At 39.6% G+C, this 23,200-nt stretch carries 21 protein-coding genes; 6 read left to right on the top strand and 15 right to left on the bottom strand.

Annotation, left to right across the window (positions count from 1 at the left end; all coding sequences use genetic code 11):
• The first annotated feature begins 9 nt into the window (after positions 1–9).
• From MKY46_RS02305 to MKY46_RS02295, 3 genes are read left to right on the top strand one after another with little or no spacing between them, the layout of a single operon-like run.
• A complete protein-coding gene (locus tag MKY46_RS02305; RefSeq protein WP_058843617.1) occupies positions 10–789 on the top strand; it encodes an enoyl-CoA hydratase/isomerase family protein in 780 nt (259 codons plus the stop codon).
• A gap of 14 nt (positions 790–803) precedes the next feature.
• Positions 804–1,964 (top strand): alpha-hydroxy acid oxidase, encoded by a 1,161-nt coding sequence (locus MKY46_RS02300; protein ID WP_340833685.1) that lies wholly within the window; start codon positions 804–806, stop codon positions 1,962–1,964.
• Entirely contained in the window at positions 1,961–3,157 is a 1,197-nt protein-coding gene (locus MKY46_RS02295; RefSeq protein WP_340833684.1) for a CaiB/BaiF CoA transferase family protein, read from the top strand. Before MKY46_RS02300 ends, MKY46_RS02295 begins: the two co-directional genes overlap by 4 nt.
• Before the next feature lie 130 nt (positions 3,158–3,287).
• Here MKY46_RS02295 and MKY46_RS02290 read toward each other — a convergent pair whose 3' ends face one another.
• The 14 genes from MKY46_RS02290 to MKY46_RS02225 form a co-directional block, all read right to left on the bottom strand.
• Complete coding sequence (locus MKY46_RS02290) at positions 3,288–4,487, bottom strand: glycine C-acetyltransferase (protein ID WP_170829839.1); 1,200 nt, start codon at positions 4,485–4,487, stop codon at positions 3,288–3,290.
• Positions 4,488–4,545: 58 nt separating this feature from the next.
• Entirely contained in the window at positions 4,546–5,622 is a 1,077-nt protein-coding gene (locus tag MKY46_RS02285; RefSeq protein WP_340833683.1) for a nucleotide kinase, read from the bottom strand.
• 101 nt (positions 5,623–5,723) lie between these two features.
• Positions 5,724–6,359 (bottom strand): YczE/YyaS/YitT family protein, encoded by a 636-nt coding sequence (locus tag MKY46_RS02280; protein ID WP_036117471.1) that lies wholly within the window; start codon positions 6,357–6,359, stop codon positions 5,724–5,726.
• A 118-nt stretch (positions 6,360–6,477) separates the two neighbouring features.
• The gene (gene ybaK, locus MKY46_RS02275) at positions 6,478–6,972 is read right to left on the bottom strand and encodes a Cys-tRNA(Pro) deacylase (RefSeq protein WP_340833682.1); all 495 of its coding nucleotides are present in this window, start codon (positions 6,970–6,972) and stop codon (positions 6,478–6,480) included.
• Positions 6,973–6,996: 24 nt separating this feature from the next.
• Positions 6,997–7,722 (bottom strand): hypothetical protein, encoded by a 726-nt coding sequence (locus tag MKY46_RS02270; RefSeq protein WP_330493608.1) that lies wholly within the window; start codon positions 7,720–7,722, stop codon positions 6,997–6,999.
• 297 nt (positions 7,723–8,019) lie between these two features.
• Positions 8,020–8,595, bottom strand: coding sequence for a VanZ family protein (locus MKY46_RS02265; protein WP_231744989.1), 576 nt, complete (start codon positions 8,593–8,595; stop codon positions 8,020–8,022).
• Between the two features lie 124 nt (positions 8,596–8,719).
• Complete coding sequence (locus MKY46_RS02260; RefSeq protein WP_340833681.1) at positions 8,720–10,258, bottom strand: acyl-CoA carboxylase subunit beta; 1,539 nt, start codon at positions 10,256–10,258, stop codon at positions 8,720–8,722.
• Positions 10,259–10,310: 52 nt separating this feature from the next.
• Positions 10,311–11,093 (bottom strand): enoyl-CoA hydratase, encoded by a 783-nt coding sequence (locus MKY46_RS02255; RefSeq protein ID WP_338652394.1) that lies wholly within the window; start codon positions 11,091–11,093, stop codon positions 10,311–10,313.
• The gene (locus MKY46_RS02250; RefSeq protein WP_340833680.1) at positions 11,090–12,007 is read right to left on the bottom strand and encodes a hydroxymethylglutaryl-CoA lyase; all 918 of its coding nucleotides are present in this window, start codon (positions 12,005–12,007) and stop codon (positions 11,090–11,092) included. Before MKY46_RS02250 ends, MKY46_RS02255 begins: the two co-directional genes overlap by 4 nt.
• A gap of 15 nt (positions 12,008–12,022) precedes the next feature.
• Positions 12,023–12,235: an acetyl-CoA carboxylase biotin carboxyl carrier protein subunit gene (locus tag MKY46_RS02245; RefSeq protein WP_004225532.1), complete on the bottom strand. Its 213-nt coding sequence runs from the start codon at positions 12,233–12,235 to the stop codon at positions 12,023–12,025.
• Between the two features lie 65 nt (positions 12,236–12,300).
• On the bottom strand, positions 12,301–13,659 hold the full coding sequence (locus tag MKY46_RS02240) for an acetyl-CoA carboxylase biotin carboxylase subunit (protein WP_340833679.1): 1,359 nt from the start codon (positions 13,657–13,659) through the stop codon (positions 12,301–12,303).
• Positions 13,660–13,674: 15 nt separating this feature from the next.
• On the bottom strand, positions 13,675–15,309 hold the full coding sequence (locus MKY46_RS02235) for an AMP-binding protein (RefSeq protein ID WP_340833678.1): 1,635 nt from the start codon (positions 15,307–15,309) through the stop codon (positions 13,675–13,677).
• Between the two features lie 182 nt (positions 15,310–15,491).
• The gene (locus tag MKY46_RS02230; RefSeq protein WP_340833676.1) at positions 15,492–16,634 is read right to left on the bottom strand and encodes an acyl-CoA dehydrogenase; all 1,143 of its coding nucleotides are present in this window, start codon (positions 16,632–16,634) and stop codon (positions 15,492–15,494) included.
• 120 nt (positions 16,635–16,754) lie between these two features.
• Positions 16,755–17,372: a TetR/AcrR family transcriptional regulator gene (locus MKY46_RS02225; protein ID WP_036117492.1), complete on the bottom strand. Its 618-nt coding sequence runs from the start codon at positions 17,370–17,372 to the stop codon at positions 16,755–16,757.
• A gap of 364 nt (positions 17,373–17,736) precedes the next feature.
• Here MKY46_RS02225 and MKY46_RS02220 point away from each other — a divergent pair, with 364 nt between their 5' ends.
• Positions 17,737–19,926, top strand: coding sequence for a DNA topoisomerase III (locus tag MKY46_RS02220; RefSeq protein ID WP_036117504.1), 2,190 nt, complete (start codon positions 17,737–17,739; stop codon positions 19,924–19,926).
• 235 nt (positions 19,927–20,161) lie between these two features.
• Here MKY46_RS02220 and MKY46_RS02215 read toward each other — a convergent pair whose 3' ends face one another.
• The gene (locus MKY46_RS02215; RefSeq protein WP_036117506.1) at positions 20,162–21,232 is read right to left on the bottom strand and encodes a glycosyltransferase family 2 protein; all 1,071 of its coding nucleotides are present in this window, start codon (positions 21,230–21,232) and stop codon (positions 20,162–20,164) included.
• A 481-nt stretch (positions 21,233–21,713) separates the two neighbouring features.
• Here MKY46_RS02215 and MKY46_RS02210 point away from each other — a divergent pair, with 481 nt between their 5' ends.
• Positions 21,714–22,220: a helix-turn-helix domain-containing protein gene (locus tag MKY46_RS02210; RefSeq protein ID WP_340833634.1), complete on the top strand. Its 507-nt coding sequence runs from the start codon at positions 21,714–21,716 to the stop codon at positions 22,218–22,220.
• Positions 22,217–23,059, top strand: coding sequence for an IS3 family transposase (locus MKY46_RS02205; protein ID WP_340833632.1), 843 nt, complete (start codon positions 22,217–22,219; stop codon positions 23,057–23,059). Before MKY46_RS02210 ends, MKY46_RS02205 begins: the two co-directional genes overlap by 4 nt.
• The last annotated feature ends 141 nt before the right edge of the window (positions 23,060–23,200 follow it).

The raw sequence follows: 23,200 nt of genomic DNA, 5'->3' as shown, positions 1-23,200 counted from the left end.
AGAATGACAATGACAACTGAAATTTATGTAGAGAAAAATGGTTATATTGCAACGTTAGTGTTAAACCGACCTGATAAACGGAATTCCTTATCAAAGGCGATGTTTCAGAACATAGTAGAGCAACTTGAGCAGCTACGTGTAGATTCTTCTATTAAGCTCTTAATTGTCCGTGGCGTTAATGAAGTAGCCTTTTCATCTGGTGCCGATATTAGCGAGTTTTTAGATATTCGTTATGCCGCGGACAATGCCAAAGCCTATAATGATTTGGCTCTAAAGGCGATTGATACCCTCTATAAATTTCCTCACCCGACGATTGCTATGATTCAGGGTTTAGCCATTGGTGGTGGCTTAGAACTAGCCAACGCATGTGATTTTAGAATGGCGACACCAAAGAGTAAGCTTGGCATCACAGCGGCGAATATTGGTATTGTCTATAATCTTGAAAGTACAAAGCGTCTCATCAATCTTGTTGGTGTTGCCAAGGCGAAAGAGATTTTATACACAGCCAATATTTTTACAGCACAAGATGGAAAAAACATCGGTTTAATCACAGCCTTACATGAGCCAGAGGATATTGAAAGTGCCACGCTGCATTTTGCTGAACATCTATTAAGTAAATCCTCCATTGCAAACGCAGGCATCAAAAAAATGATCCAAGCAATTGTAGATGGTGAAAACGAAGAAAGCGATGAGCTGGCACAGATCGTTCTTAATTCATTTAGTTCAGATGATTATAACGAAGGTATTCAAGCCTTCTTAAACAAAAGAAAGCCTATTTTCAATAAATAAGTGAGGTAGTAACGATGACAAACATAACTGATGGTGATCTACTCTTAAAAAATATTACTGCACAAGCCCCCTTCCCCATTTGCTTTGCAGATTTAGAAAAGGCCGTAGCGGAAAAAATCGAAGCTGGACCTTTTGGCTATATCCGTTCAGGTGCTGGTGGTGAACAAACACTGCGCAATAATCGTGCAGCTTTCGAAAAGTATTCTATAGTTCCTCGCTTTTTAAAGGATGTTTCAAATGTTCAAACATCGATTAATTTGTTTGGTAAAACATACCCAACTCCATTGCTCTTTGCTCCCGTCGGCATGAACGGAATGGTTCATGATGAAGGTGAGCTTGCTGTAGTACGTGCTGCCGAGCATTTAAACATGCCCTATATTCAAAGCACCGTTTCCACTTATGCACTTGAAGAAGTTGCTCAAGCTGCTCCTTCTGCAACAAAATGGTTTCAATTATATTGGTCTACTAATGAAGAAATCGCTTTTAGTATGGTGGCACGAGCGGAGGCAGCCGGATTTGAAGCGATTGTTTTAACTGTCGATACAGTAATGCTTGGTTGGCGTGAAGAAGATGTCCGCAATCAATTTTCACCATTGAAGCTAGGCTATGCACGAGGCAATTATATGAATGATCCCGTTTTTACAGCCACTTTACCTGATGATTCATTCGAGTCCTACGTACAAGGTGTCTTGCAAAATGTCTTCCACCCAACACTTAATTGGGCGCATGTTCGAGAATTAAAAAAATGTACAAACCTTCCTATTCTATTGAAGGGAATTTTACATCCTGAAGATGCGAAGCTAGCTATCGACAATGGTATTGATGGCATTATTGTATCAAACCACGGTGGCCGTCAATTAGATGGTGTTATTGGTTCACTTGATGCACTTCCTGCTATTGTGAAAGCTGTGAATGGGCAAATTCCTATTATTTTAGATAGTGGTGTCTATCGTGGCATGGATGCTTTAAAAGCACTTGCTTTAGGAGCGGATGCCGTTGCAATCGGACGCCCTTTCGTCTATGGGCTAGCCCTTGAAGGACAACAGGGCGTCGAAAAGGTGATGACCAATCTTTATGATGAATTAAAGGTTTCCATCGCTTTAGCAGGTGCGACCTCTGTCAAAGGATTACGCAACATCACATTAGTCAAACATGATGGGACTGAGGTTAAATGAAACAAGCATTACAAGGATTAAGAGTTGTTGATTTATCGCAAGTATTAGCTGGTCCTTATTGCACGATGGTCTTAGCAGATATGGGTGCAGAGGTTATCAAAATTGAGAAGTATCCAAATGGAGACGATACTCGTACAATGGGTCCTTTTATAAATGAAGAAAGCCATATGTATATGATGGTCAATCGCAATAAGAAAGGGGTTTGTATTAATTTAAAAACACCAGAGGGATTAGCTTTATTTAAAGAGCTTATCCAATCTGTTGATGTCCTTGTGGAAAACTATCGACCAGGTGTCACAAAAAAGCTTGGTATTGATTATGACACATTAAAAGCTATCAATCCTGGTCTTATTTATTGCTCTATTTCAGGCTATGGACAAACGGGTCCGTATAGTCAAAAGGGTGGCTATGATATTATGGCGCAGGGTCTGAATGGCTTAATGCATATGACGGGTGAAGCGGATGGTCGACCTGTAAAAGTCGGCTTTGCCGTGAATGATATTGCTGCTGCTCAAACAGCATTACAATCTATTTTAATGGCCTATATTTATAAGCTGCGTAGTGGCGAGGGGCAATATATTGATGTTTCCTTAGTGGAATCAGGTCTAGCATGGACTGTATGGGAGGCCGCTGCTTACTTTGGACATGGCGAACTACCGGAGCGGACTGGAACAGCACATCGGGTATCCGCCCCCTATCAAGGTTTCAAAACGCAGGACGACTATATTTTAATAGGTGCTGGCAATCAAAAGCTATGGGAGATTTTTGCAACAAAAGTTATCAACCGACCTGATTGGTTAGACAATCCCCTCTTTGCTACCAACTATTCACGTGCCCAACATGTGAAAGTACTGGAGGCAGAAATTGAGAGCGAATTAATCAAGCATCAAGCTACTTACTGGCTAGCGCTATTGGATGAACACGGCGTACCATCTAGCCCAATCTATTCCTACGATCAAACATTAAATGATCCACATATTCTAGAGCGTGGCATGGTCTTGTCCTATGAGCACCCAACTGCAGGACCAATGCGTACATTAGGCTTCCCAGCCAAGTTCTCACAAACACCAGGTCATCTAACAAGTGCAGCTCCTACTTTAGGACAACATAATGAGGAGATTTTACAGGCTTTGAATATCTCCGCTGAAGACATTCAGCAATTAAGAACAGCCAAAATTATAGGTTCGAAATAAAGCTATCGACTACTTTCAGGTGGCTATCAATCAGTTATGAACTGCTATCGACTATTTTTTCACTTCTATCCACCACTTTCAACTTTCTATCACACAAAAAGGCTTCCCCATCCATGAGGAAGCCTTTTTCTTATTGAATAACGCCTAATTCACGACCAACTTTTTCGTAAATCGCAATCGCATCATCCAGCATTTCTTTTGTATGTGCCGCTGTTGGCATATTACGAACACGTCCTGTACCTTTTGGCACAGTTGGGAAAACAATTGATTTTGCATAAACGCCTTCTTCAAAAAGACGTTTTGAAAATTCCTGTGTCAGCTTTTCATCCCCAATGATACAAGGCGTAATCGGTGTTTCAGATGCACCGATATTAAAGCCAAGCTTCTCCAGTCCAGCTTTTAAATAGTTGCCATTATCCCAAAGCTTATCGTGCAGCTCTGTTGAATCAATCAGCATTTGTACAGCTGCTGTAATGGCTGCTACATCACCAGGTGGTAGAGCTGTTGAGAATAGGAATGGACGAGAGCGAACTTTCAGCCAATCAATTAAATTTTTCTTACCTGCTACATAGCCACCCACAACACCAATAGCTTTTGATAGTGTACCAATTTGGAAGTCAATTTCTTTTTCTAATCCAAAATGCTTCACAGTTCCTTTGCCTTTACCTGTTACACCTGAACCATGTGCATCATCGACATACGTAATTAAATCAAACTCTTTAGCAATTTCCACAATCTCAGGTAATTTAGCAATATCACCATCCATTGAGAATACACCATCTGTTATGACCATGATTTTATTGTATAATCCTGATTCTTTAGCTGCTTTTGCCTTAGCACGTAGATCATCCATATCGGAGTGATTAAACGCAATGATTTTCGCCTTTGATAAACGACAACCATCAATAATAGAGGCATGGTTTAATTGATCAGATAGAATCGCATCATTTTTATCCATTACAGCTGAAATGGCTGCCATATTACAATTAAAGCCAGATTGATAAGAAATAGCCGCTTCTGTTCCTTTAAATTCAGCAAGCTTTTCTTCTAATTTAACGTGCAAATCAAGTGTCCCGTTGATTGTACGAACAGCACCTGCACCAACACCGTATTTATCAATTGTCTCTTTGGCAATACGCTTTAATTCTTCATTTGTTGCTAAGCCAAGATAGTTGTTAGAGGATAAGTTAACAAGATTTTTGCCACGGACTTGAATAATCGGGCCATTAGCTCCCTCTACTGGATCAATTTCATTGTATAAGCCTTGTTCATGTAAGGCTTGTAGGTTTTCATCTAAAAATGCATTCAATACTTTTGACAAGCGTATCATCCTTTCCTAGGAAAACTGTTCTAGCTCCTAGTTTAGCACATGCAAGCCATTAGCTACATTACTTTGTTAATCTTTCGAATAATGGTGCTGTTTTTTCACGCCATAAGGATGCGGATAGACAATTATCCACTAGACGGCGGATTGTATATTCGGCTTCAGCATAACGCTTCGAATGACCCATTGCATCCTGGATAGCTTCTTTGTAGTGTGCTCGAACTGCCTCAATTGCTGTTTCTGCCTCCTCTGAAAGTGCACAATGTTGCCCAATATCAAAAATCTTGTCCCCTAATCTACCATCCTGTGGATCAAAGACATGGGGCTCTGTGCTATCAAAGATACAGAAATTAAGCTCTGGAATAATGACCATATCCACTGAACCTGCATCTAAACCACACCATATAATTTGTGCATCAAGACCTCTAGCATTGGCCTCATCCGCTAAACCCTTCATTAATGAAGACTTACCTGTACCAGGCTTACCTTTAATCATGAAGCGAGTCGTTATACTTTTTGTCATACTTTCAACTGTATTTTCCGCACCTCTAGGCGTTAGTGTTCCAAGTAAACGATGTGTCCGTATACCCGTTTTATTTAAAACAATTGACTGGAACACTTCTGTCTTTAAATTTTCCACTTGTTCATTTAATGCCTGCCAGTTCATACAGCTTTGCGTGATAATCTCCCAGTCATCATGAAGTTTGATTGCCTGATCCAGCTTTGCAATACATTTTTCACGCCAAGTTGCACGCTCCTGCATCGCCTCAGCAAGCTGCTCCCCAACCTTTTCAAGCTGTACTTCCTCTAAACAATCATAAAAGGACATGACGCGATGCTTTGTACCGAGTAAAGTTGGCTCGATATTCCATTCAGAGGCCCATACAAAAAGTCTGTTACAGCCCTTTACATAAACAGCCTCAACTACTTCCTCTAATAAAGCATGCTTAAACCATTCGACTGCAAAGCCCTGCTTCACATAAAAATACCCTAGCTCTTTTAACAGCTCTGATCCTTTAAATGTGGGGGCACCTTGCAAAAAGTAAACAAGCTCCGCCTCTTCTATCATCTCTTTATATAAATGTTTCACACCTTGCCCAGTCAATGCGTGTCCAAAATAATACGTTACATTTCCATTCAAATGTCGTTCCTCCTTTAGCTTCTGCCCTGCATTATATGAAAGAACGCTAAAAAAGATGAAAAGCTACTTCTATCTTTTACAGATCTAAGTAGCTTCATCGTTTAATAGAATGGCTTCATTCCTTCTATATGCCCAATACATTTCATTAATATTTTACGACAATACGGTAATGAATATTGCACAATATAGCCTGAAGTTAAAGCGATTAATACCGTCCCTACGCCAACTGGTCCTCCTAAAAGCCAGCCAACAATGGTCACCAGAACTTCGATGCCCATTCTGGCTGTTTTAATCGAGCCACCAAACTTTTCAACAAGTATCATCATTAAAGTATCTCGTGGACCTGCACCCATATTCGGTGCAATATACATCCCACAGCCAAAACTCAAAACAAATAAACCAATGATAAAATATGTAATCTGCAAGCCATAAACATCAGTAGATGGCAGCACCAAATTAAATACATCAATGAAGGAGCCGATGAGCAGCATGTTCAGCCAAGTGCCTATCTTTGGCCATTCACGTAACACAATCGATGTTGAAGCAACTATAAAGAGCCCTGTTATAATAGACCATGTCCCAATACTTAACCCAAAATTTTGAAATAACCCAACATGCAAGACATCCCAAGGGCTTGTGCCAACAATTTTCCCCTTTATCGACATCGTGATGCCAAGTGACATCACAATTAGGCCACTAATAAAAAATGTCCAACGCCACCCCATTATCTTACGCATTTCCTATCCCTCTCTCTATGCATGATATTGCTCTAACTGTATCACATTTTCTATAAAAAATTGAGAGACCGCGCTTGTACTTGATTGTCCATTATACATAAAGAAACTACCCATTCTCTCACGCATGGGTAGTTGTAATAGGGGCAAGCTGTGCCTTTGTCATATTTTTCAAGTCGTCTAGCTGAACATGGATTTGCATACCTATTTTCCCCGCACTCACAATAATACTATCTTGCCCTAGGGCAGATTCATCTATTACTGTTGGATATAACTTCTTCATTCCCACTGGTGAACATCCGCCACGTACATAACCGGTATAACCAAGTAAATCCTTTACCGCTAGCATTTCGATTTTCTTTTCCCCGACTACCTTTGCGGCAGCTTTTAAATCCAGCTCCTCTGCCACTGGAATGATAAATACAAATAGCTTTTGTGTGCTTGCCTTTGCTACCAATGTTTTAAACACACGCGTGACAGGGTGACCAATTTTTTCTGCAACAGAGACACCATCAACTTGACCGTCTCCCGTTTCATATTCAATCACATCAAAATGGATTTTTTGTTGTTCTAATAATCGAATTGCATTTGTTTTCGCATGCTTTGCCTTTGCCATGTCAATAATCTCCTATCTACAGCATCAGGCTATCAAAGAGAACATAGAGTCCGTGTCTGGACGATAGCCATTTTTCGTCATTTGAACATGAGCCGCATATTTTTCCGATACCTGATGGAATGTTCTTAATTTAAATGCAGTCTCATAGTTCTTACCGAAAATTGTATCTGCAAATGGATCCAATTTCAATTCCTTCGAGAAACGTTCAGGAACCTTCACTTCCATGATGTCACGTACAAAGGATGGCTCTTCTTCGCCTATTTTGCCCTCTTCAGTATACGAATCGTTTAATATATGTTGTATTTGCGCATTCACGCTTTGTGCCACCTGTAAATCTTGAGGAGAAGGCTCTGTCGATGCTAATGCGGCATGTCGCACCTGCTCTAAAATTTGCAAGGTGTCATTTTGCTCTGGATTGACGACAGTAGAAGATTCTGCGCTATCACTAGTACCTTCTTTATAGGATCGCTCATGAGCACGTACATTCTTTTCTGTTTGTCGCAAGTCTTCCATTATGGCTTGCTGTTGAGGAGTAACTTCTTTTGACTTTTCTTGTTGCTGCTCAAATAAGTCTTGATCGGTACGCCCTAACAGTAGATTTTCAAGTTCAAGCAATGCTGGGTTTTTCTTTGGCTGAAAATACATCGCATTTTTGCGATAAGCTTCTCCGGCTTCTTTTCGTTGCAAGATTTTTTTACGATTATATTGCGATGAAATTCTCTCTTGCTCCCTTAAATTTGATATTTTCATAGTTTTCACCTCGCCCTTCTATCTTCATATGCTAATAAGATACTAGATATGAAAATATCTTCTTTCACTATATCTATACCGTCTGAACAGTTTCTGTACACTCATTATCGGAATTTTCACTATTAAATTCAAGCAAAAATTAATACTAACCACCTAAAGAGATACTAATTATTTTTAGTGCTAGGTATAAAGACTCTATTTTTAAGCGTATAATCCATACATTCATTTTACAGTAAGCACTCTTTAAACAAAATTTTTATTAACGCAAAAAACAGCCCTTAAAACAGGACTGCTTTCTCATTTTTTAGGTCTAATTAAGATCCCTTTATAAGCTATATAGCCAAGCCATGCGCCAATCGTATTCAAAATTAAATCATCAATATCCGCAGAACCCACTGTAAAAATGAATTGAATGGTTTCTACAGCAAGACTAGCAAAAAAGCCCAAACAAATAATGACCCATGCTTTGCGAAATTTTTTCGACAATAATGGCAATAAAAAACCCATTGGAGTAAAAATTAATAAGTTGCCAAGAAGGTTAACGATTATGATATCCCAATTAAAATATTGAGAGTAGTTTATATAGCGGAGAATCGTTTCAAAGGGAACAAAATTAGTAGTTAGTCGCCAACTACTATAATCAAACAAACCTAAGTCGCCGATAGAATAATCGCCTTGCAATAAAACAACTACTACATTTACTAAGCGATCAATGACCAATTTATAAAAAGCTATAAATGAATAGATGCTAAATAAGATCCACCCCATGACCTTGAGGGGCAAATAATATGTATCAATGACATCTCGATACGGTAATGGGAGCTTGGCATTACCGTGAACATCCGTTATGTTGTTTTTAGACAAGCTTAACACCCACTTCCCTTTATTCCTTCCCATATTTTAATATGCTGCTCTATGGCATGCAAGTAGCTGAAAAAATTAATCATTCAAAAAAAGCTGCCTCTTAACAGCAGAGACAGCCTTTCAATAAGTATGTTTATACTGGGTTTACCCCATGCTTACGTTGTGAGAATAATAAGTATTTGGACATATAAAGCTCTAAGCGATTTTCTAACACCTTGCGTAACTCATTCGGCTCAATGACATCATCGATGATTAGCTCTGATGCTAATCGATACACGTCAATTTCCTCTTGGTATTCTTTACGTTTCTCAGCAATGAAGCTTGCTTGCTCTTCTTTTGGAAGCTCTGCAATTTTATTGGCATAAACAGCATTCACAGCAGCCTCTGGTCCCATTACGGCAATTTGTGCATTTGACAAAGCAATACAGCAATCTGGTTCAAAGGCAGGTCCTGCCATGGCATATAGACCTGCACCATACGCTTTACGAACAATGACCGTTAGCTTAGGAACAGTCGCCTCACTCATGGCAAATATCATTTTCGCACCATGACGGATGATTCCTGCTTTTTCTACCTGAGTACCAATCATAAAACCAGGAACGTCAGCTAGGAATAACAGCGGAATATTGAATGCATCACAAAGTGAAATGAACTTCGCTGCTTTATCAGCTGAATCGTGGAATAGCACGCCTCCCTTGACACGAGGTTGGTTAGCGATGATCCCAACGGATTGCCCATTAATACGTGCAAGACCTGTAATTAATTCTGGTGCAAATAATTTTTTGATTTCACAAAATGAATCTTCATCGATAATACGTTCAATTAATTTATACATATCAAAAGGAACATTTTGGTTTTGTGGAATTAATTCTTCAATAGATTTATCAAATGAAGCAGGTGGTTTAGATGCCTCTATCTTACTGCGCTCAGCATAGTTATTCGGGAAGTAACCTAAATATTTACGAGCATACGTAATAGCCTCCTGTTCTGTTTTGACAAGCACATCTCCACAGCCTGATACAGAACAGTGCATTTTTGCGCCACCCATAGTTTCTAAATCTACTTTCTCCCCAATAACCATTTCCGCCATTCGAGGTGATCCTAAATACATAGAAGCATTTCCTTCTACCATGACAACGATATCGCAAAATGCAGGTATATAAGCACCGCCTGCTGCGGAAGGGCCAAATAATAAGCAAATTTGTGGAACTTTCCCTGACAGCTTGACTTGGTTGTAGAAAATGCGTCCTGCTCCTCTGCGTCCTGGGAACATTTCTAACTGATCTGTAATACGCGCACCTGCTGAATCGACTAAATATAGTAATGGGCAATTCAGCTTTTCAGCTGTTTCCTGAATACGAATCATTTTTTCAACTGTGCGTTTTCCCCAAGAGCCCGCTTTAATAGTAGAATCATTAGCTAGCACACATACCGTACGACCATGAATTTTACCTATACCTGTGACAACACCATCAGCTGGTAAATCCCCTGCTAAACAGTTTGCATAGAGGCCATCCTCTGATTGAAGACCATCATCTAGTAATAGTTCAAGACGTTCACGTACAAATAGCTTGCCTTGTTGTGCATTTTTATCATGATATTTTGGTAAACCACCTGTTAAAATTTTGTCCTTCATTGTAGGTGGCGTATTTTCTGTCGAGATATTGCTCATGTTTATTTCCTCCCTTTGCCCAATCAATTACACCAAAATCATTTTTAGCGCTTTATTTCCCTGAATATTGTGGCGCTCGCTTCTCTTGGAAGGCTAACAAGCCCTCTAATCGGTCTTCTGTTGGGATCAGTGCACTATATGCTAGTGATTCAATTTTTAACCCGGTAGCTAAATCTACCTCAACACCCTGATTGATTGCGACTTTAGCTTGCACTAGAGAGAGTGGTGCATTTTTTGCCATTTCCAGCGCAAGTTGTTGTGCCTTTTCCATTACCTCATGTTCCTCATAAACATACTCAACAATGCCATAATCTTTGGCTTCCGCCGCACTCAACCTACGTGCTGTATAAATTAATTCCTTTGCTTTGCCAAGGCCAATTAGTCGTGGAAGTCGTTGTGTTCCTCCAGCACCTGGGATAATACCGAGTGATGTTTCTGTTAAACCAAGCTTTGCATGTGTAGCGGCAATACGTAGATCACAAGCTAATGCCAGCTCCAATCCACCGCCAAATGCTACCCCATTTAGTACAGCAATGACAGGCTGAGCAAGTGTCTCAACTTTTGCCACAGTCGCACCAATCAACTGTACGATTTGCTTCACTTGTCGATCAGCCATTCCTTTACGTTCTTTTAAATCTGCCCCTGCACAAAATGCCTTTTCCCCTGCACCTGTCAGTAGGACAACACGCACTGCTGGATCTCCATTGATTTGATCGAGCATGTCGGACAGCTCACGAAGTAACTGAACAGACATAGCATTTGCAGCTTCTGGTCTTGTTAGGGTAATCAGTCCAATGCTGCCCTCTAGTAATTCAAAATGAACAAGTTGTGTCATCGTTGGTTTGCACTCCTTTCATTACGGACAATAGCCATTTGCTTCGATGCAACCGCTTTGCCCAATTTCTCTTCAATAAAGAGTGCTGCCTCTAGCACTTTCTGTCGATCTATTCCTGTTTCAATACCCATCTCATCGAATAAATATAATAGATCTTCTGTAGCTACATTCCCTGAAGCGCCTTTAGCATATGGACAGCCCCCTAATCCGCCAAGCGCACTATCAAACTTGGTCATACCCATCTCTAAGGATTTCATAATATTGGCTAGCGCTGTCCCACGTGTGTCATGAAAATGCATGGCAAAATTTTCAGCATCGTATCTTTTTAATAATGCCTCTAAAAGATACTCAACCTGCGTTGGCACGCCAACACCAATTGTGTCACCAAGCGATATTTCAGCCACACCCATTTCCAACAATTTATCTGTTACACGTAGTACTTTGTCAGGATGTATATACCCCTCATATGGACAGCCAATAACCGTTGAGATATAACCTCGAACTTTTTTCTTTGCAGCCTTAGCCCCCATTACTACTTCCTCTAATATAGGAAATGTATCGTCAATGGTTTTATTAATATTGCTTTGATTATGACTTTCACTAGCAGACATAAAAATACTTACTTCGTCTACTTCAGCCTGTAATGCACGTTCTAAGCCACGCATATTAGGTACAAGCGCTGCATAGGTAATATCCTTATGCCGTTTAATAGCTTGAAGAACCTCAACAGCATCGGCCAATTGAGGTATCCATTTCGGATGAACAAATGAAGTCACTTCAATGTAAGTTAGTCCTGTTTGGCTCAATAAATTCACTAATTGTACTTTATCAACTGTTGTAATATGCGTTTTTTCGTTTTGTAAACCATCACGGGGACCAACTTCTTTGATCATGACATGCTTAGGTAGCTGCATTAAAGAAGCCTCCTCTTATTCAATTTCTAAAATATCATCGTCAACGTTAATGAAGTCTCCCTCATTGGCAATGATCTTCGTTACCACGCCATCCTCTTCTGCTGCAATTGGAATTTCCATTTTCATCGACTCTAAAATAGCTACATCTTGGCCTGCCGTCACTTTCTCTCCTTCTGTTACGACGATTTTCCACACTGTACCTGCCATACTTGCTTTTACTGTTGCCATTATCCTTCACTCCTAATTTTAGTCATACATTCGCCCTTCAAAGAAGCACGAATGTATGAAAGTTGTTATTTCGTTTCTGCTAATTGCGGTAAATAATATTGCTCTACAAATTTAGTCGTTGTATTCCCTTTTAAAAATTGTTCATGTGTAACGGTTTTTAACAGCATCGGAATATTCGTTTGAATACCCTCCACTTTATACGCTTTCAGTGCTTGAATTAATCTCTCACAGGCAATCTCCCTTGTTTCTCCCCACACCACCAATTTACTAATCATTGGATCATAGAATGGTGTAACTGCTGAACCTGTCTCTACACCACATTCATGTCGAACCCCTTCGCCTGTTGGTAATTCAAGAACCGTAATGGTACCTGGAGAAGGGAAAAATGTGGAGGGATTCTCTGCGTATATACGCACTTCAATCGCATGCCCATCTTTAGTAATACTTTCCCTAGTAAATGTAAGAGGTAGTTTTGCCGCAATTTTTAATTGCTCTTCTACTAAATCAAGCTTTGTAATTTCCTCTGTGACTGGATGCTCTACCTGTAATCTTGTATTCATTTCTAAGAAGTAAAAGTTTTGATCTTTATCCACCAAATACTCGATCGTTCCAGCATTGACGTATCCAATGTGCCTCACAGCCTTCACTGAAGCCTCTAACATCTTATCTCTAGTCTCTTGTGAAATGAACGGTGATGGGGCTTCTTCCACCACTTTTTGATTTCTTCGTTGAATAGAGCATTCCCGTTCAAATAACGGAACTATATTGCCTTGGTGATCGGCAATTATTTGCACTTCCACATGGTGAGGATTAGCGATAAAACGCTCCATATACATCGTGCCATCACCGAAAAATGATTGCGCACGCTTTTGATTTCCCTCAAATGCTTTAGCCAGCTCCTCGGCATTGTCAACTAGCTGCATCCCAATACCACCACCGCCAGCAGATGCTTTTAACATAATTGGATAACCTAAACGTTCAGCGATTTCAGTAGCTTCTGCAACATCCTTCACAGGAGCCTCTACTCCTTCTACAATAGGCACGCCAGCAGCTTTCATTGTTTTACGTGCCTCTAATTTACTGCCCATTGACGCAATGACTTCCGCACTTGGTCCGATAAAGACTAAACCCGCCTCTGTACAACGTTTCGCAAAATTCACATTCTCCGATAGTAAACCATAGCCTGGATGAACAGCCTCTGCGCCACTCTCTTTTGCAATTTCAAGAATGCGGTCAATGTTTAAATAGCTTTGTGCAACGGGTGGCTTCCCTACACAATAAGCTTCATCCGCATCTTTTACATGTAAGCTATCAACATCTGCCTCTGAGTAAATAGCAACCGTATGAATATTTAGACGCTTGCATGTTCTGATTACCCGTCTAGCAATCTCCCCACGATTTGCAATTAATACCTTGTTGAACATAGTCACTGCCCCTCCTTACTTTACGGTCATAACAAAATCTTCTCGTAATTTATATTTTTGAACTTTTCCAGATGCAGTCATAGGATAGTTATCGATAAAGAAAATATGTCGCGGAATTTTATGTCTAGAAATTTTGTCTCTACAATAATCTCGAATTTCTTCCTCTGTTGCCTGTTCGCCATCTTTTAAAATGATCCAAGCTGCCGCCTCTTCTCCATATACAGGGTCAGGGACACCAGCAACCTGTACGTCTGAAATTTTCGGATGCGTGTAAAGAAACTCCTCAATCTCCCTCGGATATAAATTTTCGCCTCCACGAATAATCATATCTTTCAACCGTCCAGTTACACGGATATAGCCCGCTTCATCCATCGTTGCTAAATCTCCAGTATGCAGCCAGCCAGCCTCATCAATAGCAAGCTCTGTTTCCTCTTGGTTTTTATAGTAGCCCTTCATGACATGGTAGCCTCTTGTACATAGCTCCCCTTGTTCATTTATTGGGGCCTCTTCAGTCGTACCAGGAACAACAATTTTCACTTCTAAATTTGGTAACGCACGACCAACCGTTTCCACTTTTAATGTTAACGGGTCATCCGTTCTAGTTTGTGTAATAACTGGTGATGATTCCGTTTGGCCATAGCAGATTGTAATATCTTTCATGCCCATTTTCTCTATGACTGCTTTCATGACCTCAATTGGGCAGTTTGAACCCGCCATTACTCCTGTCCGTAAAGTTGACAGATCGAAAGACGCAAAATTCGGTAAATTAAGTTCGCTAATGAACATCGTTGGCACGCCATGTAATGCTGTACATCGTTCTTGCTGAACGGTCCTTAGTACTTCTTCAGGTGAAAATTCTTGTACTGGTACCATCGTGCCGCCACTCGTTGTAATGGCTAATGTCCCTATGACACAACCAAAGCAGTGGAAAAATGGCACTGGGATACATAAACGATCTTCTGCAGTTAACTGCATACATTCTGCAATGTTGACTGCATTATTGACTAAATTAAAATGCGTTAACATCACACCTTTAGGAAAGCCTGTTGTACCAGATGTATATTGAATATTAATGACATCATCATAATGAAGAGATTGCTCTCTTTGATCTAGCTGTTCCTCGGTTACTTGCTCAGCAGCAGTCAAAACATCTGACCAATTGAGTACACCTGGATATTTGGTTTCGCCGATTAAAATAACATTTTTTAATAAAGGTAGTCGCTTTGATTGCAAATTACCTGGTTCACAATGTTCAAGCTCTGGACATAACTCTTGCAGTGTATGAATAAAAGAATGGTCTCGATAATTTTCAACTAAAAAAATCGTTTTGGCATCAGATTGTTTTAATAGATACTCCAACTCGCTTGCACGATAATTGGTATTTACCGTAACGATAGGAGCACCCATCTTCCCCGTACCAAATTGAAGCTGCACCCACTCAGGCACATTTGTTGTCCATACTGCGATATGGTCACCTTTTTCAATTCCTAAAGCCATTAAACCTCTCGCCACGAGTCGTGCTTGACGATTTAGCTGCTCGTAAGTCATGCGTAAACCCCTATCAGCATAGACCAACGCTTCGTTTTGCGGATACTTTTTAGATTGTTCATCTAGCAACTGACCAATGGTTTGATACACAAGCTCTGCCATGAAGATCCCCCTTATTCATGCTATTTAACTTCTTTCAGCAGAAGTCTCCACCTTTATAAATGGTGAGATGAGTGCTGATTTAAGCTACTGTTCAGCGGGTGTCACGGAATCGGAAAGGACTGCTTTGTGCAAGCACAAAGCCAATTCCGGACACAATTATGCCAAGGCATAATTGATTATGATTAACAGCCAATTAGACGAGAAATGACGAGACGTTGAATTTCAGATGTTCCTTCACCGATTTCCATTAACTTAATGTCACGTAAATGGCGTTCTACATCGTATTCCTTCATATACCCAGAGCCACCATGAATTTGGATAGCTTGATTACATGTACGGAAGCCCATTTCAGAAGCAAATAGTTTAGCCATCGCCGCTTCCTTGCCAAATGGTTTCTTGTGATCTTTTAGCCATGCCGCTTTATGTACTAATGTACGAGCAAGCTCTATTTCCATCGCCATATCGGCTAATTTAAATTGGATCGCCTGTAGCTTCGAAATAGGTGCACCAAATTGTTCACGCTCCTGTGCAAACTTCAATGCTTTTTCATAGGCAGCCTGTGCAATCCCCACAGATAGCGCGGCAATAGAAATACGCCCACCATCTAGTGTGTTTAAAAACTGGCTAAAGCCTCGTTTTTCATCCCCTAATAGATTTGCTCTAGGGACACGAACATTTTGCAACACAATTTCACATGTATTGGAGCCACGTACACCCATTTTGTCATAATTACAGTTAATCGTTACACCTGGTGTGTTTGTTGGCACAATAATAGAGGAAATAATTTTTTTACCATCTCCACGTTTACCCGTTACTGCAGTTACAATAATTTGTCGAGCGTACCCTGCATTGGTAATCCAGCATTTTTCTCCGTTAATAACATAGTCATCGCCATCAATAACGGCTGTAGTACGTGTGCCACCAGCATCTGAACCTGCATTAGGCTCAGTTAAACCGAATGATCCTAATGTCTCACCTTTTGCTAATGGAACTAGCCATTCCTGCTTTTGTTCCTCTGTGCCGAAGTTGTAAATTGGTGAAGCTCCTAAGCTAACAGCAGCTGCATAGCTTAGTCCTGTACCCCCACATGCACGACCAATTTCCTCAACAGCTAAAGCATAGGACACCGTATCTCCACCTGAGCCGCCATATTCTTCAGGAAATGGGATACCCAATAAGCCTAGTTCTGCCATCTTCTTAAAGCTCTCTATTCTCATTGTTGATGTCTCATCAACCTCACGAGCATACGGTTTAATCTCTTTTTCAGCAAAATCACGCACCATGTCACGAATCATCTCTTGCTCTTTTGTTAATTCAAAATTCATCCCTAATCCCCCTAATGTCAAATTTGCCATAATAGATGGAATTCAATGATCGTCACTTACAGATAAATACCGACTAGTCGGTTTGTAAAAACAAATAATAAAACCAGTGTTTCCTACTGGCTACCCCTTTATCATAAATTGTTTAGCTTCATCCATTGCTTGTTCCGTCACAATAGCACGCAATACCATATCAGTAAAAACATCTGTGATTTGCTCCATTGTTAATGGCCCCGATTGCTTAAACCATTTGTATGTCCAGTTAATCATCCCGACAATTGCCATCGTGACAATCGTACAAGGTAATTCTGTACGAAAAACCTTTGCTTCCTGGCCCTCTGCTATTACTTTTTGCAAGATGTCTCGATAGTGATCTCGTTTTTTATGAATAATATCACTATATTCATCTGAGAGTGAACGACTCTCTTCATAAAAAATCGTAATATGTGCTTGATACATATCGAACACTTGTGTCAGCGTTTGCAGCATGGCACATAGACGTTTAATAGGTGTATCGTATTTGTCATATGCATCCTGTGATTGTTGAATAACATATGAAATAAAGACATCATGAATTTCATATAACAGTTCATCTTTTGATTTAAAATTATGATAAAATCCACCCTTTGATGCCCCAATATAATCCACAATGCGATCCACCGTTACATTGTGATAACCATCTTGCTGAAACAATTCAACTGAAGCTTCTACAATTCTTTGTTTTAACGTTTTCTTTACCATAAGCACCTATCATCCTTCATCTAGCTCTATACTCCATCATTCCTTATAATCAGGAAAAACTACTCAAATCCATAGATTATTCTATTTTTTCCTAATTATAAAAATACTATGACAACATAAATATAGCATTCTCAAAATTTGGTGTCTAGCAACAAATAGATTTTTCGTAAAATTACGAGCATAAACTTTACATAGAACAGAATTTAAAAAGTTCCTAAACACATACATACCATATGAAGAATCTCTGCTGTTCATGACAAATTTTCTTCATTCCTATTTTTTCATTTTTCCATTGCAGTTCAACTGCCAACCCACTCAACCTATGCTATATTTAAAACCATGGAACTATGAAAGGGTGTTAACAATGGCAAAGAGCGTAGTAATCGCTGAAAAACCTTCTGTAGCACGTGACATTGCACGTGTACTGAAGTGTAATAAAAAGGGAAATGGTTTCCTTGAAGGAGATAAGTATATCGTTACTTGGGCGCTTGGACATCTTGTCACACTAGCTGACCCTGAAAGTTATGATGTGAAATATAAAACGTGGAATCTTGAAGATTTACCAATGCTACCTGAACGCTTAAAATTAACAGTTATTAAACAAACTGGGAAACAATTTAATGCGGTCAAAAGTCAGCTTACACGCAATGATGTAAACGAAATTATCATTGCAACAGATGCTGGACGTGAGGGTGAATTAGTAGCTCGCTGGATACTCGATAAGGTGAAGATCAAAAAGCCACTAAAACGCTTATGGATTTCCTCTGTAACAGATAAGGCAATAAAAGATGGCTTTGCTAATCTAAAGCCAGGCAAAGCCTATGATAATCTTTATGCCTCTGCTGTAGCTCGTTCTGAGGCAGATTGGTATATTGGGCTCAATGCTACTCGTGCTTTAACTACCCGCTTTAACGCACAGCTGAACTGTGGACGTGTACAAACACCAACTGTAGCAATAATTGCGACGCGCGAAGATGAAATTAAAAACTTTAAAGCACAAACTTATTATGGGGTTGAAGCACAAACAACAGACAACTTGAAGCTCACTTGGCAAGACCAAAATGGTAATAGTCGTAGCTTTGATAAAGAAAAAATAGATACGTTGGTAAGAAAACTAGGAAATAGCCATGCCATCGTCGCTGACATTGAAAAAAAACCTAAAAAAACATTTGCCCCAGGTCTCTATGATTTAACGGAATTACAGCGTGATGCCAATAAAATCTTTGGCTACTCAGCGAAAGAAACATTGAATATTATGCAAAAGCTATATGAGCAACATAAAGTGTTAACTTATCCACGTACGGATTCTCGCTTTATTTCTCAAGACATTGTAGCCACAATACCTGAACGCTTAAAGGCTTGTGGTATAGGTGAATATCGCTCCATCGCCAACAAACTGCTTACTAAACCAATCAAGCCAACAAAAGCCTTTGTCGATGATAGCAAGGTATCTGATCACCACGCGATTATTCCAACAGAGGGCTATGTGAATTATTCTGCTTTCTCGGATAAAGAACGTAAAATTTATGATCTAGTTGTAAAGCGTTTCCTAGCTGTGCTACTGCCAGCTTTTGAATATGAACAGCTAACACTTCGTGCAAAAATTGGCGAAGAAAGTTTTATTGCTCGTGGAAAAACGATTTTATTAGCTGGCTGGAAGGAAGTGTATGAACATCGCTTCGAGGATGAGGACACATCAGATGATGTAAAGGAACAAATACTTCCCCGTATTGATAAAGGAGATATTTTAAAAATAAAACTTCTTGCTCAAACATCTGGTCAAACAAAGCCACCTGCTCATTTTAATGAAGCCACTTTGTTATCAGCCATGGAAAACCCAGCAAAATATATAGCAACGAGTGATAAAAAATTAGCCGACACATTAAAATCTACGGGTGGTCTTGGTACAGTGGCAACACGTGCTGACATTATTGATAAGCTTTTTAATTCTTTCTTAATTGAAAAGCGTGGTGGCAAGGATATTTATATTACCTCTAAAGGTCGTCAACTACTCGACTTAGTGCCAGAGGAATTAAAATCACCTGCGCTCACAGCGGATTGGGAGCAAAAACTTGAGCTTATTGCAAAGGGCAAGCTAAAAAAGGATGTATTTATTAGCGAGATGAAAAATTATACGAAGGAAATTGTTACGGACATTAAAGGTAGTGACAAAAAGTATAAGCATGATAATATCTCTACTAAATCCTGCCCAGATTGTGGTAAACCGATGCTAGAGGTGAATGGCAAAAAAGGAAAAATGCTTGTTTGCCAAGATCGTGAATGTGGTCATCGTAAAAATGTCTCACGTACTACAAATGCACGCTGTCCTCAATGCCATAAAAAATTAGAGCTTCGTGGAGAAGGCGATGGTCAAATTTTTGTGTGTAAATGTGGTTATCGTGAAAAATTATCGGCCTTTGAGGCAAGACGGAAAAAAGAAGGCGGAGGCAAGGTTGATAAACGCTCCGTACAAAAGTATTTAAAACAACAAAAAGATGAAGAGCCTGTAAACAACGCCCTTGCTGAAGCATTGAAAGGGTTAAAGCTTGATTAATGAACAAGAGCAAATTCACATTTAGTGTGAATTTGCTCTTTTCTTATGCATACTCATTCCATCTAAACATATCCTGAATTGACTGAATATTCTATCTTAAAGGAGGTTTTTAATGGAGGCAAAAAATTTTAGACCACGTAATGTGATTTTTATGACGATTGTTGTTGGTGTATCTGTATTAATTGGCCAAGCTATTTATGTCCTGTTTATTGATGTACCTTTCCAATAAAAGGCTTTATATCCCTAATTGATTGCGTAAGTATTTTTCGTTATCCTTTATTTCTGGATGGTTTGGTTTCCATTTTTGTGCCTCTAGATTATGCTGATAGGCATTTTCAAATAACCGTAGCTCCCTATATAACAGACTTAATTGTAAATGAGGAAGCCATGTGGAGTAACAACGTTTTTGGATCGTCATTGAATAGACAGGAGCTTGTTGCAAGGCTTGAGAATACCAGTAAATAGCCTCTTTATGTTTTGATTGCTCCATAAAAAATTGGCCCATACGGCAACATGCTTCTGGCTTTGGTCGATCATATAAGAAGGATTGCAAAATAGCTTGCTGTGCTTGTTGATCATCGTGTAGTCGACGATAGCACTCCCCTACATGTAAACAAGCCTCAATACGATCATCTGTAGTACCTATATCGCTATCCAAAAATAGATGATATTGATTAATCGCCTCCACATAACGTTGATGCTGTTTCAATTCATTCGCATAATAAAATATGTCTCTTGCTGAAAGCGAATGCCCCTCCCTTATTAACCCCTCATAAATACGAATAGGACGATGAATATCTTTTTTTACTGGTAAGTGCGTGACAGCGATATCACTATGATAGAGCTGACCAGATACCTTTAAATTTTCATGGACAGCTCCCTCCCATTGAAAATGATTCGCTCTTTTTACAAGACGATACTTTCGTTCACTACACTCCACTACGCCATCTTGATCAAGCGTTAGGTAATAATCCATCGTTACAGCATCAACAGATGGATATAAAGAGTGCTTTAGTTGACTCAACTTGTGCTGGTCTTCCTGTGTCATGACGTCATCTGCATCGAGCCATAAAATATAATCCTTTGTTGCCTGTTGAAAGGAGAAATTTCGTGCCTTGGCAAAATGATCACACCTGGGAAAATCGTAAATTCGAGAGGTATAACTTTGGACAATATCCTTCGTACGATCAGTCGATCCTGTATCAATGATATTAATCTCATCCACTATATGCTGAACCGAATCTAAGCATCTTTCAATCGTACATTGTGCGTTTCTAACAATCATACATAAACTAATCGTTAACATCTGTCCCCTCCTTTTCATAAAGTAATATATGCTAATGCCACATTTTATCGAAACGATTTTATAAATTTCTTACCCATCTTTATGATTTATCATATAAAAAACAAAACAGTCAATTGAAAGGGAGAAATGGATTTCCGTTGCAGGGGCTCGCCTGCCTCGCTATCTCACGGGAGTCAAGTAGCCTTCCACTCCAACCCACAAAAGTGTTACCTTTTTAGCAAAGTTTTCAAATAAAGTGAAGGTGTTCACTACTTTTTAAGGAGAGGTGTTGTCACGCACCCCTTCTCCACATTGAAAATAAAGAGTTTATCCCCTCTAAGAGTACAGATAATGGGCTATTTGATCGCTATACTACTATGAAAAAAAGTAAAGACACTTTGCAGAATAGTTGATTGGAGTGGAGCCAGCGTCACTCCTAGGGGATTGAGTGAACTGCACCCAAAATATTGGACTTAAAAATCTAATTTAGGAGGTGCAGTTAGTGATTACTGATGAACAAAAATTAGCCGCTGTTCTAGCTTACTTTGAAGAAAAGGAAAGTCCGTATCAGATTGCCAATCGATTGCAGATTGATCGACATCACATTCGATTATGGATTGAATTATATCGCTATCATGGCATCGAAGGAATTATTCGTCCTCAAGGGTTCACGAATTACGAAGATTCTTTTAAAATAAAAGTAATTCAACACATGATAGAGACGGGCGATTCGCTCCTTCAGACTGCTGCGAAGTTTAATATTCCTTCTCGTGAAACCATTCGGAGATGGAAAAAACAATGGATGTCAACGGCTGATAAGGTACTCTATCAAATAGAAAAGGAGTGCCAATCGATGCCAAAAAAACAACCACCTTCGTCTGACTTAAACGAAAAAACAATGGAAGAGTTAAAAGCGGAAATTGACTATTTACGTATGGAAAACGCCTATTTAAAAAAGTTGAAAGCCTTAGTTCAAGAAAAGGAAGCATTCAAACCGAAGAAAAAGTGAGAGCTGTGTATGAGCTAAGGCTGGAATTTCCACTTCAAGCTCTATTCAAAGTCGCGAAACTTAAGAAAAGTACGTATTATTATCATCTTCAAAAATGGGTAAAACCAGATAAATATCAGGCGATCAAAGAACGAATCCAGATACTTTTTCATTACCATAAGGGTCGTTATGGCTATCGTCGTATTTGTCTTGCACTCCGAAATGAAGGGATTTTAATCAACCACAAAGCAGTCCAACGATTGATGAAAGAATTGGGCTTAAAAGGGACGGTACGCCCTAAAAAATACCGTTCGTATAAAGGGACAGTCGGCTATGTCGCAGAGAATGTCATCCAACGTGATTTTGAAGCTACTGCACCCAATCAGAAATGGGTAACCGATGTCACAGAGTTTAAAATAAATGGTCAAAAACTCTATATATCGGCTGTATTAGATTTATTCAATCGAGAAATCGTTGGATATGAGGTTTCGAAAGCACCCAATTTTGAGTTAGTTCAACAGTCTTTTAAAATGGCGTTTACGTATACAAAGTTATCGAAAAAGAGTGGCTTAATCATCCATTCTGATCAAGGATGGTTATATCAAATACCACGTTTTAAAGAGCTATTGGCAACGCATGAAATCAAGCAAAGTATGTCACGGAAAGGAAATTGTTTAGATAATGCCGTAATCGAAAGTTTTTTTGGCATTTTGAAATCTGAATTTCTATATACGACAACGTTTCACACCTATGAAGAATTCAAAAAAGCATTAGCAGACTATATCCATTATTACAATCATGAACGGATAAAAATAAAACTCAACGGAAAAAGTCCAGTTGAGTTTCGAAGGGTTTCTTAAAAGTTCTAATTTTTGGGGTCAGATCAGAGCGTCACAGATGAGACCCTGGAGCGAACGGAAGTGAGTGAAGCGGCTCAGCGGACGCCCCCTGGAAAGGACGCTGGCGGAACGGAAATCAACCTCTCACCTTGCAATGTTGCT

This window comes from Lysinibacillus sp. FSL M8-0355 (genome assembly GCF_038008985.1).
In the GTDB taxonomy this organism is placed as follows: Bacteria; Bacillota; Bacilli; order Bacillales_A; family Planococcaceae; genus Lysinibacillus; species Lysinibacillus fusiformis_D.
Note: the sequence above shows the minus strand (reverse complement) of the source record. Positions and strands in the feature narration are given on the sequence as shown.

Bases quoted from the DNA above. Each gene is read 5' to 3' on its own strand.
- MKY46_RS02280 (WP_036117471.1), bottom strand. From the start codon at position 6,359: ATGCGTAAGATAATGGGGTGGCGTTGGACATTTTTTATTAGTGGCCTA.
- MKY46_RS02230 (WP_340833676.1), bottom strand. From the start codon at position 16,634: ATGAATTTTGAATTAACAAAAGAGCAAGAGATGATTCGTGACATGGTG.
- MKY46_RS02305 (WP_058843617.1), top strand. From the start codon at position 10: ATGACAACTGAAATTTATGTAGAGAAAAATGGTTATATTGCAACGTTA.
- MKY46_RS02290 (WP_170829839.1), bottom strand. From the start codon at position 4,487: ATGATACGCTTGTCAAAAGTATTGAATGCATTTTTAGATGAAAACCTA.
- MKY46_RS02215 (WP_036117506.1), bottom strand. From the start codon at position 21,232: ATGTTAACGATTAGTTTATGTATGATTGTTAGAAACGCACAATGTACG.
- MKY46_RS02300 (WP_340833685.1), top strand. From the start codon at position 804: ATGACAAACATAACTGATGGTGATCTACTCTTAAAAAATATTACTGCA.
- MKY46_RS02295 (WP_340833684.1), top strand. From the start codon at position 1,961: ATGAAACAAGCATTACAAGGATTAAGAGTTGTTGATTTATCGCAAGTA.
- ybaK (WP_340833682.1), bottom strand. From the start codon at position 6,972: ATGGCAAAGGCAAAGCATGCGAAAACAAATGCAATTCGATTATTAGAA.
- MKY46_RS02225 (WP_036117492.1), bottom strand. From the start codon at position 17,372: ATGGTAAAGAAAACGTTAAAACAAAGAATTGTAGAAGCTTCAGTTGAA.
- MKY46_RS02235 (WP_340833678.1), bottom strand. From the start codon at position 15,309: ATGGCAGAGCTTGTGTATCAAACCATTGGTCAGTTGCTAGATGAACAA.
- MKY46_RS02260 (WP_340833681.1), bottom strand. From the start codon at position 10,258: ATGAGCAATATCTCGACAGAAAATACGCCACCTACAATGAAGGACAAA.
- MKY46_RS02250 (WP_340833680.1), bottom strand. From the start codon at position 12,007: ATGCAGCTACCTAAGCATGTCATGATCAAAGAAGTTGGTCCCCGTGAT.
- MKY46_RS02270 (WP_330493608.1), bottom strand. From the start codon at position 7,722: ATGAAAATATCAAATTTAAGGGAGCAAGAGAGAATTTCATCGCAATAT.
- MKY46_RS02245 (WP_004225532.1), bottom strand. From the start codon at position 12,235: ATGGCAACAGTAAAAGCAAGTATGGCAGGTACAGTGTGGAAAATCGTC.
- MKY46_RS02240 (WP_340833679.1), bottom strand. From the start codon at position 13,659: ATGTTCAACAAGGTATTAATTGCAAATCGTGGGGAGATTGCTAGACGG.
- MKY46_RS02255 (WP_338652394.1), bottom strand. From the start codon at position 11,093: ATGACACAACTTGTTCATTTTGAATTACTAGAGGGCAGCATTGGACTG.
- MKY46_RS02220 (WP_036117504.1), top strand. From the start codon at position 17,737: ATGGCAAAGAGCGTAGTAATCGCTGAAAAACCTTCTGTAGCACGTGAC.